At 64.1% G+C, this 17,686-nt stretch carries 13 protein-coding genes and 1 pseudogene; 6 read left to right on the top strand and 8 right to left on the bottom strand.

The window, feature by feature from the left end; all coding sequences use genetic code 11:
* Both AC0L16_RS31620 and AC0L16_RS31615 read left to right on the top strand, forming a co-directional pair.
* A pseudogene (locus AC0L16_RS31620) lies at window positions 1-383 on the top strand (hypothetical protein); the annotation flags it as partial.
* Between the two features lie 25 nt (window positions 384-408).
* A complete protein-coding gene (locus tag AC0L16_RS31615) occupies window positions 409-762 on the top strand; it encodes a cupin domain-containing protein (RefSeq protein ID WP_473625438.1) in 354 nt (117 codons plus the stop codon).
* Between the two features lie 23 nt (window positions 763-785).
* On the opposite strand, the gene AC0L16_RS31610 is transcribed toward AC0L16_RS31615, so the two are convergent.
* The 6 genes from AC0L16_RS31610 to dnaK form a co-directional block, all read right to left on the bottom strand.
* Entirely contained in the window at window positions 786-1,073 is a 288-nt protein-coding gene (locus AC0L16_RS31610) for a DUF1330 domain-containing protein (RefSeq protein ID WP_292517460.1), read from the bottom strand.
* Between the two features lie 17 nt (window positions 1,074-1,090).
* Complete coding sequence (gene pyrF / locus AC0L16_RS31605; RefSeq protein ID WP_473625440.1) at window positions 1,091-1,774, bottom strand: orotidine-5'-phosphate decarboxylase; 684 nt, start codon at window positions 1,772-1,774, stop codon at window positions 1,091-1,093.
* A 20-nt stretch (window positions 1,775-1,794) separates the two neighbouring features.
* Window positions 1,795-2,391 (bottom strand): NADPH-dependent FMN reductase, encoded by a 597-nt coding sequence (locus AC0L16_RS31600; protein WP_473625436.1) that lies wholly within the window; start codon window positions 2,389-2,391, stop codon window positions 1,795-1,797.
* 237 nt (window positions 2,392-2,628) lie between these two features.
* Window positions 2,629-3,234 carry a phospholipid N-methyltransferase PmtA gene (gene pmtA, locus AC0L16_RS31595; RefSeq protein WP_473625435.1) on the bottom strand — a complete coding sequence of 202 codons (606 nt, stop codon included), beginning with the start codon at window positions 3,232-3,234 and terminating at the stop codon, window positions 2,629-2,631.
* Window positions 3,235-3,376: 142 nt separating this feature from the next.
* On the bottom strand, window positions 3,377-4,507 hold the full coding sequence (gene dnaJ / locus AC0L16_RS31590; RefSeq protein WP_077374353.1) for a molecular chaperone DnaJ: 1,131 nt from the start codon (window positions 4,505-4,507) through the stop codon (window positions 3,377-3,379).
* Window positions 4,508-4,818: 311 nt separating this feature from the next.
* Window positions 4,819-6,735: a molecular chaperone DnaK gene (gene dnaK, locus AC0L16_RS31585; protein ID WP_027154686.1), complete on the bottom strand. Its 1,917-nt coding sequence runs from the start codon at window positions 6,733-6,735 to the stop codon at window positions 4,819-4,821.
* A 565-nt stretch (window positions 6,736-7,300) separates the two neighbouring features.
* Here dnaK and AC0L16_RS31580 point away from each other — a divergent pair.
* The 4 genes from AC0L16_RS31580 (at window position 7,301) to AC0L16_RS31565 (ending at window position 15,430) form a co-directional block, all read left to right on the top strand.
* A complete protein-coding gene (locus tag AC0L16_RS31580) occupies window positions 7,301-10,915 on the top strand; it encodes a hypothetical protein (protein WP_473625433.1) in 3,615 nt (1,204 codons plus the stop codon).
* 163 nt (window positions 10,916-11,078) lie between these two features.
* On the top strand, window positions 11,079-13,022 hold the full coding sequence (locus tag AC0L16_RS31575; protein WP_473625431.1) for a hypothetical protein: 1,944 nt from the start codon (window positions 11,079-11,081) through the stop codon (window positions 13,020-13,022).
* Window positions 13,023-13,154: 132 nt separating this feature from the next.
* Complete coding sequence (gene rpe / locus AC0L16_RS31570; protein ID WP_473625430.1) at window positions 13,155-13,832, top strand: ribulose-phosphate 3-epimerase; 678 nt, start codon at window positions 13,155-13,157, stop codon at window positions 13,830-13,832.
* Window positions 13,833-14,059: 227 nt separating this feature from the next.
* A complete protein-coding gene (locus tag AC0L16_RS31565; protein ID WP_473625429.1) occupies window positions 14,060-15,430 on the top strand; it encodes a malonyl-CoA decarboxylase in 1,371 nt (456 codons plus the stop codon).
* Window positions 15,431-15,470: 40 nt separating this feature from the next.
* Here the strand turns inward: AC0L16_RS31565 and nagA are convergent, their stop codons facing one another.
* Both nagA and AC0L16_RS31555 read right to left on the bottom strand, forming a co-directional pair.
* A complete protein-coding gene (gene nagA / locus AC0L16_RS31560; protein ID WP_473625427.1) occupies window positions 15,471-16,649 on the bottom strand; it encodes an N-acetylglucosamine-6-phosphate deacetylase in 1,179 nt (392 codons plus the stop codon).
* Entirely contained in the window at window positions 16,646-17,656 is a 1,011-nt protein-coding gene (locus tag AC0L16_RS31555) for an SIS domain-containing protein (protein WP_473625439.1), read from the bottom strand. Before AC0L16_RS31555 ends, nagA begins: the two co-directional genes overlap by 4 nt.
* Window positions 17,657-17,686: the final 30 nt, after the last annotated feature.

Raw genomic sequence — 17,686 nt, 5'->3', positions numbered from 1 at the left:
GGAAGCCTCTTGAATCACGCCAACCTACGCCGTGCCACAAATTACAACTCGCCGTTAACCTGAACTCGTTGCCCTGGTGCACGACGGTGGGCTTTGACAGGCAGACCGGAATAGGCTGGGCAGGCGGCTATGTCGGCCTCGGCGTTTCCACCTCGAACCTCTCGGGACGCACTCTGCGCGATCTGCTGCTGGGCAACGACACCGAGCTGACGCGGCTTCCCTGGGTCAATCGAACCGTGCGCAAGTGGGAGCCGGAGCCGCTGCGCTGGCTTGGCGTCCATTCGATGTATCAGCTCTATCGAATTGCCGACGAGCGGGAAGCAAAGGGGCTGCCGCGCACGTCGCGGCTCGCCGCCCTGGCCGATCGCATCACCGGGCACTGAACCGCATCACTTCGAGGATTTAGCAATGATCGACTTCAAGTCCTTCGCCCACCTGGCGCACATCGGCCTCGGTGAGCCCCAGTCGAAACCCACCTCGCTGGAAGGCGATCAGTTGGAAGCAGCCAACACGCTTTGGACGTCGGGGGATGGCAAGATCGAAGTCGGTGTCTGGGAATGTTCGCAAGGCCGGTTCACCGCGCGCCGTGACACGAATTCCGAGATTTGCCACATCGTGTCCGGCCGCGTGACGCTGCACGGTCCTGGTGGCGCAGCCAAAGATGTCGGACCCGGCGAATTGCTTATCCTGCCGCTTGGCTGGGAGGGCGAATGGACCATCCATGAGAAAACGCGCAAGCTTTACATCCTGCACTCGGTCTGAACGCCGCAGCTGTTGCCGCTGAGCTAAAGCCCCTCGACCAGCACGATCTCGCCGTCGGCTACTTTCTGGCGGATCGCGACCGCCCGCTGATACTCCGGCGAGTGATAGCAATCATGCGCGGCAGCCAACGACGGAAACTCGATGATGACGTTGCGGTCACGACCGGGGCCCTCGGCTTTTTCATGTGCGCCGCCGCGTGCCAGGAATTTTACATCGAAACGGTCGAAGGCAAGCTTGGCGGCTGCGACATAGTCCTTGTAGCCTTCGGCATCGCGCACATCGACGCGGGCGATCCAGTATCCCTTGGGCATGCTTCTTCTCCGAATTGTTAGGCCGAGCGCATTTCGTCAAGAATTGCTTCCGCGACCGCCCGTCTATCTGGCGCACCGACGATCGGCCGGCCGACGACAAGATGGCTGGAGCCGTTGCGGATCGCCTGCGCCGGCGTGACCACGCGTTTCTGGTCGCCATGGTCGCTGCCCTTGGGCCGTATCCCCGGCGTGACGACGGCCATGTTGGGGCCGACGATCCGGCGCACCGCTTCCGCTTCCTCGGCCGAGCAGACTACGCCGCCCATGCCGGCATGCAGCGCCTGCTCGGAGCGCCTCAGCACCAGTGTATGCGGGTCATGCTCATAGCCGGCGTCGATCACGTCCTGCTCGTCCATCGAGGTCAGCACGGTGACGCCAAGCAGGCAGAGATCGCTGCCCCTGGCGGCCTCGACCGCTGCCTTCATCGTCTTCGGATAGGCGTGCAGCGTCAGCATGGTCATGCCCATCATGGCAATGGCCTCGACGCCTTTGGCCACCGTGTTGTCGATGTCGAGCAGCTTCATGTCGAGGAAGATCCTGGTGCCGCCCCTCGCGAGTTCGCGGGCGAAGTCGAGGCCGCCGGCGAAGGCGAGCTGATAGCCGATCTTGTAGAAGGAGACGACCCCGTCGAGCTCGCGCACCACCTTCTCGGCGTCCTTCAGCGTCGGCACATCGAGGCCGACGATCAGCCTGTCTTGCATGGTGCTGGCGCGCTCCTGGATCACGCCTCGATCCGCGTCGACAGCAGGCGCGAGGTTTCGATCAGCGTGCGGCATAGGTGCTCCATCGATCTGTGCAGTCGCTCGTCCCTGAAATTCCCGTCCTCGTCGAAGGCGTTGCCGCCCTCCGGGACAGAGCACTCCGGCGTCACCACCTCCATCTGGCAGCGCACCAGCACGGCGCGCAGATGGTTGATGCAGCGTACCCCGGCGAAATGTCCTTTGGAAGACGAACAAAGGCCGGCGGGCTTCCCGGTGAACGGCCTGAACGACCGCCCGTCATCCGTGCGCACCAGGCTCACCCAATCGATGGTATTCTTGAGCAGCGGCGGGATCGAGCCGTTATATTCGGGCGTCGCGATCAGCAGCCCGTCATGTGCCGCGATTTGCCGTGCAAGCTTGATGGCGTTCTCGGGAATGCCTTTCTCCTTTTCCAGATCCTCGTCGAGGATCGGCAGCGGATAGTCGGCAAGCGAGATGCGGATCACCTCGGCGCCCTGCAGGGCGAGTTCCTTCTGCGCCACATCGGCGGTCCTGCCGCTGTAGGCGCCAGAGCGAATCGAACCGGCGAAGACGAGAATTTTCGGGATCACTGCCATCCGCCCCCTTGTTCCCGGACAGGTACAGCCAAGGATCTGTCAAATCAACGCACCGGCCCAAAAATCGAAAAGCGATCGTTTGGGGCAAATGCGTGAAGGTGTGTTGAGATTCAGGTCAGGCCGAGCTGAAAATGGTTGGTTCCGAGAACCGGAGCGGAGCGTACTTGAAGTACGTGAGCACCGGAAGCGCAGGAAGCTAGCATTTGCAGGCCGGCCTCACCTGAATATCGGCACACCCTAATGCGCCCCGCGCCGATAGATCCACAGCTGCGTTGGCGGGATGTTGCGGATGACGAAATGGAAATGCTCGACCGTGTAGTCGCCGCGGCCGGGCGGGATCGGCGACAGCGGGCCGTAGGTCAGCTGCACGACCGGGCGGCCTGTCGGTATGCGGTCGAGAAGGCTTTCGACGTAGGCGACGCGCTGTTCGACCGGGAAATTGAGCAATGGCACGCCGGAGATGACCGAATCGAATGTCAGGCCGCTCTTGTCGCCGAGCGTCGTGTCGAGATTGAAGGCATCGCCCTCGATGACGTTGACGCCGGGATAGAGCTGGCGCAGATGGCGCACGAAATCGGGGGAGTATTCGACTGCGTAGAGATTTTCAGGCTTTACGCCCTGGGCGAGGATGGCTCGGGTGATGACGCCGGTGCCAGGCCCGACTTCGAGCACCGGCAGGCCCGACTTCGGGTTGACGACGGAGGCCATCTTGCGGGCCGTGATGGAACTGGTCGGCACGATCGAACCGACCGCCTTCGGCTTGTCGATCCAGCCCTTGAAGAACTTCAGTTCGTCGTCGAACTTCTCTGCCAGCGTCTTCCGCAGTCCGGGACCATGTGCCATGCAAGTTCTCCTGAACGGTCCCCCGAGTGGCTACTTAGCAGCTACGGGCTTCAAGGCAAGGCGGACGCCGGTATAAGGTGTTGATGACGCTAGGGGAGCTTCCGCTCGGCTGTATCCTACACCCGATCGGCGAGAGTCGCCATCAGCGCTCGCCGAAGGTCTCGAAAAAGTCCTTCATGCGGGCGAAAAAGCCGCTCGACTGCGGCGAATTATCCTTCGAGGAAAGCTGCTCGAACTCCTCCAGCAGCTCGCGCTGGCGGCGGGACAGGTTCTGCGGCGTCTCGACCGCGGTCTGGATGTAGAGATCGCCGACATTGTGTTGGCGCAGCACCGGCATGCCCTTGCCCTTGAGGCGGAACTGGCGGCCGTTCTGGGTGCCTTCCGGCACCTTGACCTTTGTCTGGGTGCCGTCCAGCGTCGTCACCTCGAAGGAACCGCCAAGGGCAGCCGTCGTCATTGAGATCGGCACCTTGCAGTAGAGATCGGCGCCGTCGCGCTGGAAGAATTCGTGCGGCTTGACCGCCAGGAAAATATAAAGATCGCCCGACGGGCCGCCACGCAGGCCGGCCTCGCCCTCATTGGCAAGGCGGATGCGGGTGCCGTCCTCAATGCCCGCCGGGATGTTGACCGACAGCGAGCGCTCCTCGGTGACGCGGCCCTGGCCGGCGCATTTCTGGCACGGCTCCTTGATGGTCTGGCCACGCCCCTGGCATTGCGGGCAGGTGCGCTCGATCGAGAAGAAGCCTTGCGTGGCGCGCACCTTGCCGTGGCCGTTGCACATCGAGCAGGTGACGGGCTGGGTGCCGGGCTTGGCGCCGCTGCCCGAGCATTCCATGCAGGAGATCGAGGCCGGCACGTGGATCTGCGCCGTCTTTCCGGTAAACGCCTCCTCCAGCGTGATTTCCATATTGTAGCGCAGGTCGGCGCCGCGCTCGCGTCCGCCTGACGAGCGGCGCTGGCGCCCGCCCATCATGTCGCCGAAAATATCCTCGAAGATGTCGGCGAAACCGCCGGCGCCGAAGCCGTGTGCGCCGCCGTTCATGCCGCCCTGTTCGAAGGCGGCGTGGCCGAAACGGTCGTAGGCTGCCCGCTTCTGCGGATCCTTCAACGTCTCGTAGGCTTCGTTGATTTCCTTGAACTTGTGCTCGCAGGCATGATCGCCGGGATTGCGATCGGGGTGGAACTGCATAGCTAGCTTGCGGAAAGCGCTCTTGAGCTCCTTCTCGTCGGCCCCCTTTTGCACGCCCAGCGTTTCGTAGAAATCAGCTTTCATCTTTTCCCGCAGTCCGGATATTCAACGTCTTGAAGCACTTTGCGTCGTTCGCCGGCACGCTGTTCCGATTTAGGTGCGATGGAGCCGGGATGCCAGTGTTGACACGGGTTTGCCCGCATTTTTTCGATCAGGCGCGCACTTTTTCGGCCAGAGTTGCAAAAAAGCCCGGCTTTGCGCCGGGCTCTACTACAGCGCTGCGCGTCCTGTTGGACGCGCAAAGGACGCCGTAGCACTTTGATTTTTGCGCATGATCCTTTCCGAAAATCGATTCCGATTTCGGGGTCATGCGCCTAAACCTGCCGTCAGGCCGCTCAGGCCGACTTCTTCTTGTCGTCGTCCTCGTTGATTTCCTCGAAGTCGGCATCGACCACGTCGCTGTCCTTGGCGGCGTCCGCCTTGGCGTCAGCTTCCGCGGCTTCCTTCTGCGAAGCCTCGTACATGGCCTGGCCGAGCTTCATCGAAGTTTCGGCGAGCGCCTGCGTCTTGGCTTCGATCTCGGCCGCGTCGTCGCCTTCGGCAGCGGTCTTCAGCGCCGCGATCGCATCGGCGATCGCCGTGCGGTCGGCCTCGGAAACCTTCTCGCCATATTCCTTCAGCGACTTCTCCGAGGAATGCACCAGCGCCTCGGCCTGGTTGCGGGCTTCGACCAACGCGCGCCGCTTCTTGTCGGCCTCGGCATTGGCTTCTGCGTCCTTCACCATCTTCTCGATGTCGGCGTCCGAAAGGCCGCCAGACGCCTGAATGCGGATCTGGTGCTCCTTGCCGGTGCCCTTGTCCTTGGCCGAGACGTTGACGATGCCGTTGGCGTCGATGTCGAAAGTGACCTCGATCTGCGGCACGCCACGCGGCGCCGGCGGAATGCCGACCAGGTCGAACTGGCCGAGCGCCTTGTTGTCGGCGGCCATTTCACGCTCGCCCTGGAAGACGCGGATGGTCACGGCCGATTGTGAATCCTCGGCAGTCGAGAACACCTGGCTCTTCTTGGTCGGGATCGTCGTGTTGCGCTCGATCAGCCGCGTGAACACTCCACCCAGCGTCTCGATACCGAGCGACAGCGGCGTCACGTCGAGCAACAGCACGTCCTTGACGTCGCCCTGCAGCACGCCGGCCTGGATGGCGGCGCCCAATGCGACGACCTCATCCGGATTGACGCCCTTGTGCGGCTCCTTGCCGAAGAACTGCTTCACGATCTCCTGGATCTTGGGCATGCGGGTCATGCCGCCGACCAGGACGACCTCGTCGATTTCGCCGGCCTTCAGACCGGCATCCTTGAGCGCCGCCTTGCAGGGTTCGATCGTGCGCTGGACGAGATCCTCGACCAGGCTCTCGAACTTCGCCCGCGTCAGCTTCAGCGTCAGGTGCTTGGGGCCGGTGGCATCGGCGGTGATGAAGGGCAGGTTGATCTCGGTCTGCGTCGTCGACGACAGCTCGATCTTGGCCTTTTCGGCCGCTTCCTTGAGGCGCTGAAGCGCGAGCTTGTCGCTGCGCAGGTCGATGCCCTGTTCCTTCTTGAACTCGGCCGCCAGATATTCGACCAGACGCATGTCGAAATCCTCGCCGCCGAGGAAGGTGTCGCCATTGGTCGACTTCACCTCGAAGACGCCGTCGCCGATTTCGAGCACCGAAATGTCGAAAGTGCCGCCGCCAAGGTCATAGACGGCAATGGTCTTGCCTTCCTTCTTGTCGAGGCCGTAGGCAAGTGCGGCCGCGGTCGGCTCATTGATGATGCGCAGCACTTCAAGGCCGGCGATCTTGCCGGCATCCTTGGTGGCCTGGCGCTGGGCGTCGTTGAAATAGGCCGGAACGGTGATCACCGCCTTCTCGACCTTCTCGCCGAGATAGGCTTCCGCCGTTTCCTTCATCTTCTGCAGGATCATTGCCGAGATCTGGCTGGGCGACTGCTTCTTGCCGCCGGCCTCGACCCAAGCGTCGCCATTGTCGCCCTTGACGATCTTGTAGGGGACAAGCTTCTTGTCCTTTTCCGTAACCGGATCGTCATAGCGGCGGCCGATCAGGCGCTTGACCGCGAAGATGGTGTTTTCAGGATTGGTGACCGCCTGGCGCTTGGCCGGCTGGCCGACGAGGCGCTCACCGTCGCTGTTGATGGCGACGATGGATGGGGTCGTGCGCGCGCCTTCCGCATTCTCGATGACCTTCGATTCCTTGCCGTCCATGATGGCGACGCAGGAGTTGGTGGTCCCCAGATCGATACCGATTACTTTTGCCATTTTTCTAATCTCTCCGCTAAGCAGGCTCTCAGGACCCGTACAGGCGTTCCGACGAAAGCCCCTGTTCACAAGAAATTCCGCTTCGGCAACCGGCATTCCGGCGCCGAACGGCTTGGCGCGTATATAAGAACAGGCTGCGCGGCGCGCAAGCATTCTGCGCAAGGCATCCAACACATCCTTTTCTCGGGCCGGCCAGGGTTCTCCGGCCCATGAACCTTTCCGCGTCGGCTCGCGACTGACACACAGATGCGCCGTGTGGTGCGGCCCTGGAAAGGAAAGGCCATGACCGGAAATCCAGGCTCAGCCCGACCACCGCTTTCGGGGTGGGGTCGATATGCCAGGCGTTCCGCTGGTTGCGTTGACCATGCGTAAGAGCCGGCATATCGTGATTACGAGGAAAGCAGACAATTCGATCAGGGAAAAACGTGCCGGAACGTCGCGCCTTGCCCTGATTTGCGCGGAAACGGCGGATGTTTCTCCCGTCGCCCGCGGGGGGAATTCTATGTCTTGGTCTTGCGACCACGGCGCGTTCGTGCGCTCTCGTGCTGGCCGTTTGCGCCGTGGGATGCAATTAACCAAAAGGTTCCTGGCAACTAGCGGCTTTCCGGCGTTGGCGCTCGCCACCATCCTGTGGATTGGCGGTGCCGTGCAGGCGCAGGAAACGCAGGTCATCTATCCAGGCTCGATGGCGGTGACCGGATTTTCCGGTACCGTCATTCGTGATCTTGAGGAGAGCCTGCCGCCCAGCGTTGACCCGGTCGACGAGACCTTTATCGACACGACGCGCGCAACCTTGCGCGTCTTTGACGTTTCAAGACTGGGCGGGCGGGCCTCCGGCCAACTCGTCTTCACCCCGCCGCCCTTCGAAGTGGCGGCCGGGCAGATCGGCCAGGTGTTCGCCATCACCTATGACGACGGCGCTCCCTCGGGCATTGCGGACCTCTATGCCGGCGCCACCTCGCTGCATGGCGTCCGCATCGTCACATCAGACCAAGATACGGACGGTCGTCCCGAGCGGCAGCGTCGCGGTGCTGCCGGCGCCACCTTCATGGACGGCCAGTTCGGCACCGAGAACGGTGGCGGACCGGGCACGATCTGGAAGATCGACGGCACCACCGGGCAGGTCAGCAAATTCGCCGACATCGACACCAACAGCGGCCCCGGCATCGGCGACATCACCTTCGACGCTCTCCGCCGCCAGTTCTTCGCCAGCGACCTCGACACCGGTCTCATCCATCGCATTGACGCCGACGGCGCCCTGGTCGACAGGTTCGACCACGGCGTTTCCGGGCGCCCGGCGCACGGGCTTGCCCCGCTTGCCGACGATGGCAGTGCGATGGACATCGAAGACGCGGCCTTCGACAGCGAAGACCCCGATAGCTGGGGCTATACGCAGGACGAGCGCCGCGTCTGGTCCGTCGCCTATCATAGCGGTCGGCTCTATTATTCCGTCGGTGAAAACGCCGAGCTCTGGTCGGTGGGCGTTGCTCGCGACGGCAGCTTTGCCGGTGACCCGCGCTGGGAACTGACGGTCAAGGCCGACAAGGACCACGCCGTCACCGACATCGCTTTCGACGTCAGCGGCTTCATGTACCTGGCCCAGCGCGGCCCGGTGGAAAACCGCTACGACTACAGCCGGTTCGCCGATACCGGCACGGGCGAGGTCTTCCGCTACGGGCGCGAAAACCCGGACGATCCGGCTACGGAATCAATCTGGGTGGAAATGACGCAGGACTATGCGGTCGGCTTCCCGCAAGACAACCGGCAGTCGGCCGGCGGCCTGGACCTGCAATATGGCTATGACGCCGACGGCAATCTCGACGCGAGCGCCTGCACCAAGACGCTGGTCAAGTCCGCCGACAAATTGCGCGACAACCCCGCACTTGCCGAACAGCTTGCCGGCGGCGGACCGCTCGCCGTGCACGGTGTGCAGATTACGCCGACGGCGTTGGTCAAGCCGGCCAACGTGCCGCCTTTCGGCGCGTGGTTCGTCGACTTTGACGGCTATTTCGAAGACCCCGAGGTAGGAGGGCACGTCGGCGACGTCGAAGCCTGGCATCCCTGCGAAGTCCGTGCCGGCTACTATGAGCAGAAACAGGGCGGCGGTTACCTGCCACCTTTTTATCCGCCCGACTTCCCGCCCCCCGGCGGCGTGCCTCCTTGCCTCGACAACGACCGCGGCTGCGCCTCGATCCCGGTTTGCCGGCGTGGCGACCGGGGCCGCAACTGCCGGCCGCCGGTGGGAAAGAAGGTCGATCTGATCCTGAAGAAGCGTGCCCGCACCCCGGTCTGCACGGCAGATGGTGTCTGCACCTTCGTGATCGACATCATCAACAACGGCAGCGTCCTCTACGATGGGCCGCTGACGGTCACCGACACCTATCCGGGCGGCGCGCCGGCATCGTCGAGCTTCGGCCCGATCCCGCCATGGAAATGTGGACCGAACGGCTCCGGCCAGTTCCGTTGCGACAATGCCGGCATCGTGCTCTCGCCGGGCGCCTCGACGCCGATCTTCGTGAAGGCGGTGATGCCGGCCGGCTACCGGCCAAACACGGTCGAGAACTGCGCCGAGGTGAAAGCCATCCTCGGCGAGAACGACCTCACCAACAACAGGGCCTGCGCCAAGCAACGCATCCGTCATTCCGACAGCGACGAGCCGGCCATGCGGATCACCACGCTGTGCAGCGGAGCGCTGGCCGGTGCTGCTTCCGTCACCTGCCGCATCACCGTCATCAGCACCGGCACCAGTGCCCCCACCGGTCCGGTGCGGATCAACGATGCCGCCACGCTGGTGGCCGGCGGCGCGCCCGTCCAGATCCAGACCGTCACTCCCGACGGCGCGGAATGGACGTGCGGACCGGCTCCGGCCACTGCGTTGTCGTGCCAGATTCCCGGCGCCGTCATGACGCCCGGAACCAGCCGCCACTTCGACGTGACGCTTGCAGCGAATGGCGTGTTCGAGAACTGCGCACGCGGCTCCTACGGCCCGGCGTCAGGAGACGACGTCTATCCGATCGGCAGGACCTGCGCCAAGGGTGGCGCCGCCTTGACCATCCGTGTCGAGAAGACCGGCGATGCCGAGTGCCGGATCGGCCGGCCCTGCTCGTTCGAGATCACCATCGCGAACGATGGGAAAAACGCCTTCTCCGGGCCGGTTCGCATTGGTGATGCGATCGGCGTGGAAGGCCTCGGCCGGCTGGAAGGCGTTGCGATCACCTCGATCGACCCGCCCTTCGGCTGTGCGCCGGAACCGGCGACCTTGCCTGCATCCTGCATCGCCAACCTGACACTCGGCGCAGGGGAAAGCCACGTTCACCGGGTGACCGTGGTCATTCCGGACGCTGGCCGCCTGGCCAATCTGCAGGGCACCGTCAGCGGCCAGAACTGCGTCGGCGTGTTGTCGCCCGACACGCCGGTGCGAGGTGCGGGCAAAATGCTCTCCCCAGACCCGGCCAATGTGCAGGGCGATCGCGGCAAGGCCTATGCCTGCCATCCCTTCACTATCAAGAAAGAGGTGAAGAAGGCGTGCTCGCAGGGGCTCGTCATGAACGACGCCGGCCGCTGCGTCTGCCCGGAAGGCACCACTTTCCGCAACGGCCAGTGCTCGTCGGCTGGCGGCACGGTCATTATTCCGAAGCCGAAGGAGCACTGCGTGCTGCTCAAGGGCCAGATCCGCACCTCCGACGGGCGTTGCGTCTGCCCGCGCGGAACCGAGCTGGATAACCGCAGGTGCGTGTCGACCGACGAGCCGCCGGCACGCCTGTGCAAGCTGTTGCCCGGTCAGATCCGCACCAAAAACGGCGATTGCATCTGCCCGAGAGGGACGGAACTAAGGGGCGGTGCCTGCCGACCGATCCGAAATAAGCCGCCGGTCGTGGAGCGGTGCAGGCTGCTGCCCGGTCAGATCCGCACCAAGAACGGCGCCTGTGTCTGCCCGCGCGGGACTGAGGTGATCAGAGGCGCATGCCGCCGGGCGCAGTTGGGGTGCGCGCCTGGCTCACGGCTGATCAACGGCCGGTGCCAGCCGATCATCAAGCGGCGCTGCCCGGTCGGGACAGTCGGACAGTATCCGGACTGCACTCCGATCCGCAGGGCGCCGACGCTGCAGATCAATCCGAACCTGCTGCTGAACCCGAACATCCTGCAGCAGCCGAGGCGCAGGCCGCGGGCTCTCCAGTAGGGAACCCGGGCAACAGCCCGTCACATTGGACCGCAACACCAAGACCTCGCGGGAGCAATCCGGCGGGGTTTTTCGTTGGTCGGACGTGTTTCAGCCGCTGCGTGAACCTTATCGCGGCAGTCGGCGACAAACTCCCTGAAGCAACATTTCAGGGAGAGAGAAAATGTCTTCAGCCAAACATGCTTTCCGCAACACGGCGGCGACCGCTGCCCTGATTGCAGCCGCGCTGGCCACCACGCCGGCCTTCGCCAAGCAGGCGAACATCAAGTCGATGTCGTTCAACACCGAAAGCGCCAACACGACGATCCACGTCGGCTCGAGCGACAAGCAAAAGTGGGACACGCTGAAAAGTGGCAACGTCCAGTTCTGGGGCCACATGAAGCTCAACACACGGTGGCCAGGTTATGTGCAGGATGTCGGCGTGGCGCTCGGCGTTTGTGGACCGGGCCAGTGCGGCGCGTTTCCGGCGATCTGGAGCACGTCACCTGTCAGCCGCGACTACGATCATCAGGAAAATTTCTCCTTCGACCCCTCCATAATACCGCTGTCGTCGGACACCGGTATCGCCGTCGTGCCTTACGGCGACCAGATTATTGCCAAGTGCAACCAGCACCTCCAGCCCGATGGGCCGACAAAGTCTTACTCGTTCACGCACAACTTCCATGCGAGCTTCTCGGCACTGACCGACACGGCGCTCGACATGGACAATGCGGTCAGCGAGGCCCAGGGTGGCAGTTGGCCCCATCCTCTGTACGACTCGCACTATGCCGAGCATGGATCGTTCGACGTCCAAATCGTCTGCGACGCCGTCATCAAGCCGCAGGTTCAGGACGTCGCCAACGATTTCGGCGAATTCGACGTGGACAACGTCAAGCTGTTCCTGACCACCTACCAGTCGAACCAGACCGGCTCGACGCCTGGTACGGTCTGCCCGTCGTTGAAGGTCACGAGCCGGGCGCAGGCCAACCAGGCCGGGCCTGTGTCGATGCGCATCTGGCGCCAGAAGAACGACGGGCCGATCACCTCCGAGGTGCAGCAGGCGTGGGCGTCACACGATGCGACCAAGAATGGCTATTTCGCCACCTATGAGAAATGGGAGGATGTCGGCGCCACCGCCTATTTCCAGTACAAGACCGAGATCATCGGCAACGGTCCGTTCGAACCATTTGACGGCTGGAAGGACATCACTGTCCATTGCACCGGCGCGGGTGGGGGCGGCTTCACCGACGCACCTCAGGACAACCCGCCGGCGCATTCGGACTGGCAGGGCGAGGTCACTGTCTCGGACAGCGCTGGCTTCAAAAAACTCTGCCCGCGCAAGGGCCAGGTGGCGTTCGAAGTCGAGCGCGAGGCGCCGGGTGCGTTTCACTACCGAATCAGCTGCTCGAACGGCGCATTCTTCACCGGCACGACGGCCGCCTTCAATGATGGCGGTGTGTTCAGGGCGAGTGCCGCACACGAACTCAGCATCGTCAGAACCCGCTCGATCCAGTGCACCCTGCAGGAGATCAAGCAGAACGGTTCGATCGCAACCGTCGACAACAGCAGCGAGGATTTTACCTGCATCAAGCGCAATTTTGATCCGAATGCCGATGGTCTGGCGGTCGATACGCCACCCAATCCCGGCAAACCGCAACTTCCGCCGGTCGTCATCGATGCCGGCCGCACATGCCTGCCGAGCCAGAAGCCGATCCGCGGCAAATGCGTCGACAGGCCGCTCGTGGCTGCCTGCCGCAGCACCGAAAAGCGTGTCAACGGCAAGTGCATCGGGGTCAGCATCCACTGCCTGCCCGGTTACCATCAGGTCGGCCTGAAATGCGTGCGCAATGCGGTGATCGCCGACAGGTGCAAGCGCAACGAACAGCGCATCGACGGGAGATGCGTGCGCAAGCCCTCCATCATTATCGACTGCAAGCGCGGCTATCATCTGGTCGGCAAGGCATGCGTTAAGAACCCGCTGATCATCACTGCCTGCCCGGCAACCGAAAAACTGCTGCGTGGCCACTGCGTGCCCAAGCAATCTGTGAAGAGGCTCAACCTGCAGAAAGTGAAGCAAGGCAGCGGCAAGTGTTGCTGCCACGACCGGCCAGACCGCTGCATCCGGTGAACTGAAATCGACGCTTGAACGGGGAGAGAGGTGGCCGACGCTGCCTCTCTCTTTTGCGCAGGCACCGGATTCCTGTCGACAAGCAGCGCTGAGACGATTACGGCGAGGCGGGCTCAACAACGGGAAGCGAACATGGCTCAAAAGACCCTGATCGCGCCTTCTGTGCTGGCGTCGGATTTTTCGAAGCTGGGCGACGAGGTCGAGGCGGTGGTGGCCGCCGGCGCCGACTGGATCCATCTCGACGTCATGGACGGGCATTTCGTGCCCAACATCACCTTCGGTCCGCCGGTGATCAAGGCGATCCGCAACCGCACCAAAACCTTCTTCGACTGCCACCTGATGATCGCGCCGGCCGATCCCTATCTGCAGGCGTTTGCCGAAGCCGGCTGCGACGGCATGACGGTGCATGCCGAGGCCGGGCCGCATCTCGACCGTTCGCTGCAGACGATCAGGAACTTGGGCAAGAAGGCCGGCGTGTCGCTCAACCCGGCGACGCCGGAAACGGCGATCGAATATGTGCTCGACCGGCTCGATCTGATCCTGATCATGACCGTCAATCCGGGTTTTGGCGGCCAGGCCTTCATCCCGGAGGTCGTCGACAAGGTGAAGCGGGTGAAGGCGCTGATCGGCAATCGGCCGATCCGGATCGAGATCGACGGCGGCATCTCGCCCGAAACCGCGCCACTGGTCACCGCCGCTGGCGCCAGCGTGCTGGTCGCCGGTGCGGCTATCTTCAAGGGCGGCAGCGTCGAAGCCTATGGGGCGAACATCGAGGCGATCAGGACAGCGGCCGACCAGGTGGCCGGCTGACGCTGCCGGCGCGACGTCACCGGCACGCGCTGTTCTCCCTAGCCGGTCAGGAAATTCGTTGGCCGACGCCGGTGCGCTTGTGCTCATGACAAGCTGCGATCCCAGCCAAAATGGCCCTGTCCATTTTGGCGATTTTATTGGCATATCCAAAACTACCATCCATATTGTCTGTCTCACCCTCATGCCCTCCGGACCCTCCCGCAGGCTCCTCTTCGACGATCGGATCGATGAACCGCAGCCCTTTCTTCGCTGACCTGCTGAACACCATCGCCGACCGCGGCCGGATGATGCTGAACCTCGTGCGCGGTGACGAGCCGGTTTCGGCCGACAGCCTGGCACGTCTGTGCGTCCGTCTGCTTTCCAGCCAGGGCGAGGCATCGGGCGTCGCCTATGCAAGAGAAATACTCGATCGCTGGCGCAGCCTCGGCGCCGACGGCAGGCTGGCTTTCCTGCATGTGCTGCGCGATCGTTTCGGCACCGATCACGCCAGGCTTGCCGCCGCGGTGGATGCCTATCGGGCCGAGCCCGACGATCGCTCGGCACTTGCCCTGCACGACGCCGCCGAGCCGGCCAGGCAGGAGCTGCTGCGCCGCCTGAACCTGGCGCCCGGCGGCATCGAGACGCTGGTGCGCATGCGCGAGGATCTGCTTGCCCGGCTGCCCACATCGCCCGATCTCGCCATCGTCGATGCCGATTTCACGCACCTGCTGTCGTCATGGTTCAACCGCGGCTTCCTGGTGCTGCGGCGGATCGACTGGTCGACGCCGGCCAACATCCTGGAAAAGATCATCCGCTACGAGGCGGTGCATGCCATCCACACCTGGGACGATCTGCGCCGCCGGATCGAGCCCGCCGACCGGCTCTGCTATGCGTTCTTTCATCCGCAGCTCGGCGACGAGCCGCTGATCTTCGTCGAGGTCGCGCTGACCCGGGCGATGCCGACGACGATCGCCGAGCTGCTCGCCGACGCGCGGCCGCCGGTGCCGCCACGGCAGGCGACGACGGCGGTGTTCTATTCCATCTCCAACTGCCAGGAGGGCTTGCGCGGCATCTCCTTCGGCAATTTTCTGATCAAGCAGGTGGTCGAGGACCTGCGCCGCGACCTTCCCGGCCTGACCGATTTCGTCACCTTGTCCCCGGTCCCGGGCTTTGCTCGCTGGCTGGCCGAGCAGGCCGAAACCATTCCCTCCGCCGCCGAAGTGTTGGACCTCGTCGCCGACGAGGGTTGGCATTCGGACGCTGCCGTGCGCGACCGCGTCGGCCAGGCGCTGCTTCCGCTTGCGGCACAGTATTTCCTCGAAGCCCGCACCGCCTCCGGCAAGGTGATCGACCCGGTCGCCCGATTCCATCTCGGCAATGGCGCGCGGCTGGAGCGCATCGACCTTTTCGGCGACCTGTCGCCCCGCGCCTTGCGTCAGGCGCATGGCCTGATGGTCAATTATCGCTACAAGCTCGACGACATCGAGAAGAATCACGAGCTGTTCGCCGCCAGGAACGATGTGGCGGCCGCGCCGGCGGTGCGCCGCCTGCTGCCGAAACCGGCGAGACCTGCCGCGCCGCTGCTTCCGGCGCCAGCCCAGACTCGGAGGGATGCATGAGCGATCACTCGCTTCAGGTGCGGGCCGAACGGCTGATGCCTTAGGCGCCCTGCGCGACGGCGACCCCGAAAACCCTGTCGCCTTCTATCCAGACACTCTTGACATCCAATTCGTCCGACAGCGCAACGATGTCGGCGGCGGTGCCGTTTGCGAAGCGCCCGAGCCGGTGCGACTGGCCGATCGCCTGCGCCGGATACAGCGAAGCCATGCGCAGGGCCTCCGACAGGTCCAGTCCGACGGCGCGGTGGACGAAGCGGACGGCGGCTATCATGTCGAGGTCGGCGCCGGCCAGCGTCCCGTCGGCAAGCCGCAGGCTGCCGTCCCTGCGGTAGACGGCGCGGCCGTTCAGCGTGAAGGAGGTCATGCCGGTGCCGATCGTCGCCATGGCGTCGGTGACCAGGAAAATCTTTGCCGGGCCCTGCTTGGCGCGCAGCGCGATGGCCATGGTGGCGGGATCGACATGGATGCCGTCGGCGATGATGCCGGCAAACATTGTGCCGGTACCGATGGCGGCACCCGCCAGACCCGGCTCGCGGTTGCCGATCTGGCTCATGGCGTTGAACAGATGGGTGACCATTGTTGCGCCGGCCTCAATGAACGCGCGCGCCTTGGCATAGCCGGTGTCGGAATGGCCGAGGCTGACGACGATGCCGGCCTCGACCAGCGCCGAAACCCTCGCCGGCTCCACCGATTCCGGCGCTACAGTGGTCAGCAGCACCGGCAGGATTTTTCGCGCCGCAATCAGCATCGCCTGGTCGGCATCCAGCATCGGCCGGATCAGCGCCGGGTCGTGCGCGCCCTTGCGGGCGATCGACAGATGCGGGCCTTCGAGATGCAGGCCCAAAAAGCCCGGCACCTTCTGCTGCGCGGCCTCGGCACCGGCGGCAACCGCGGCGGCGGTGATCTCAGGCGTGTCGGTGATCAGCGTCGGCAGCAGCGCCGTTGTGCCGAACGGCGCGTGCGCCCGGCAGATGGTCTCGATCGAGGCAACATCGGGGTGGTCGTTGAGCATGACGCCGCCGCCGCCATTGACCTGCAGGTCGACAAAGCCCGGTGCAAGCATGCCGCCGCCGGTTTCGATACGCTCGACGCTTGACGGAACGGCTCCGCTGGCAACGATGGCCTCGACGAGGCCGTCTCGCACGACAAGGGCAGCGTTGTCGTGCCAGTCGTCGCCGTCAAAAATCCGGGCGCCAGTCAGGGCAAAACGGTCGCTCATATGGTTTCCGTCACCTTGCGAAGATTGGGCGGCGTGTCCGGATCGAGACCGCGATGGCGGGCAAAGGCCTCGACGAAGCCATAGAACGACACGATCAGCGCCAGCGGGTCGGTCAGTGGATGGCCGGTGGCGACATGCGGCAGGTGCTGAGCGCTTGTCGCCTTATCCGAGGACACGAAGACGGCCGCGCCCTTGCCCACCAGGCTGTCGGCGGCCTCTGCGACCGACGGCTCGGAAGCATCGCGGGCGGCGAGCGCCAGCACCGGAAAATCAGGCCCGACCAGCGCCAGCGGGCCATGCATCACTTCGGCAGCACTATAGGCCTCGGCGTGCATGGCGCAGGTTTCCTTGAATTTCAGCGCCGCCTCGTTGGCGATCGCCGCGGACGGACCACGACCGAGGATGAACAGCGATTTCGACGTCTCCAACGCACCGGCCAGTGACATCCAGTCGCAGGCGATCGCCTCGCGAAAATGCTCCGGCAAGCGGGCAAGTGCTGCCAGAAGCTTGTCGTCGCCGGTGCTATGCGCCATCAAGGCGAGGCCGGCGACGGCCGAATTGACGAAGGTCTTCGTCGCCGCGACGCTGCGCTCCGGGCCGGCCAGGATGTCGATCGCATAATCGCAGGCCCGCGCCAGCGGCGAATCAGCGGTGTTGGTGATGGCGACGGTCAGCGAACCGCCGGCTCTCGCGGCTTGCGCCATGGCGACGATGTCCGGGCTCTTGCCCGACTGCGAGATCGCCAGGCAGGCCGAGCCGCCCAGCTTGAGCCTGGCGCCGTAGATCGAAGCGATCGACGGGCCGATCGATGCGACGGCAAGGCCGGCGGTCAGTTCCACCGCATATTTCATGAAGGTGGCGGCATGGTCGGAGGAGCCGCGCGCCACGGTGACGACGAAGTGTGGGTCGCGCTCGCGAATGCCGCGCCCGGCTTCGGTCAGCACCGCTGCCGAGCCGTCGAGCAGGCGCGCGGTCGCCTCCGGGATCTCCTCGATCTCGCGCCGCATATGGGTTATCCCCATTTGGGTGTTTACTGC

It is taken from the genome of Mesorhizobium sp. WSM4848 (genome assembly GCF_055811375.1).
Note: the sequence above shows the minus strand (reverse complement) of the source record. Positions and strands in the feature narration are given on the sequence as shown.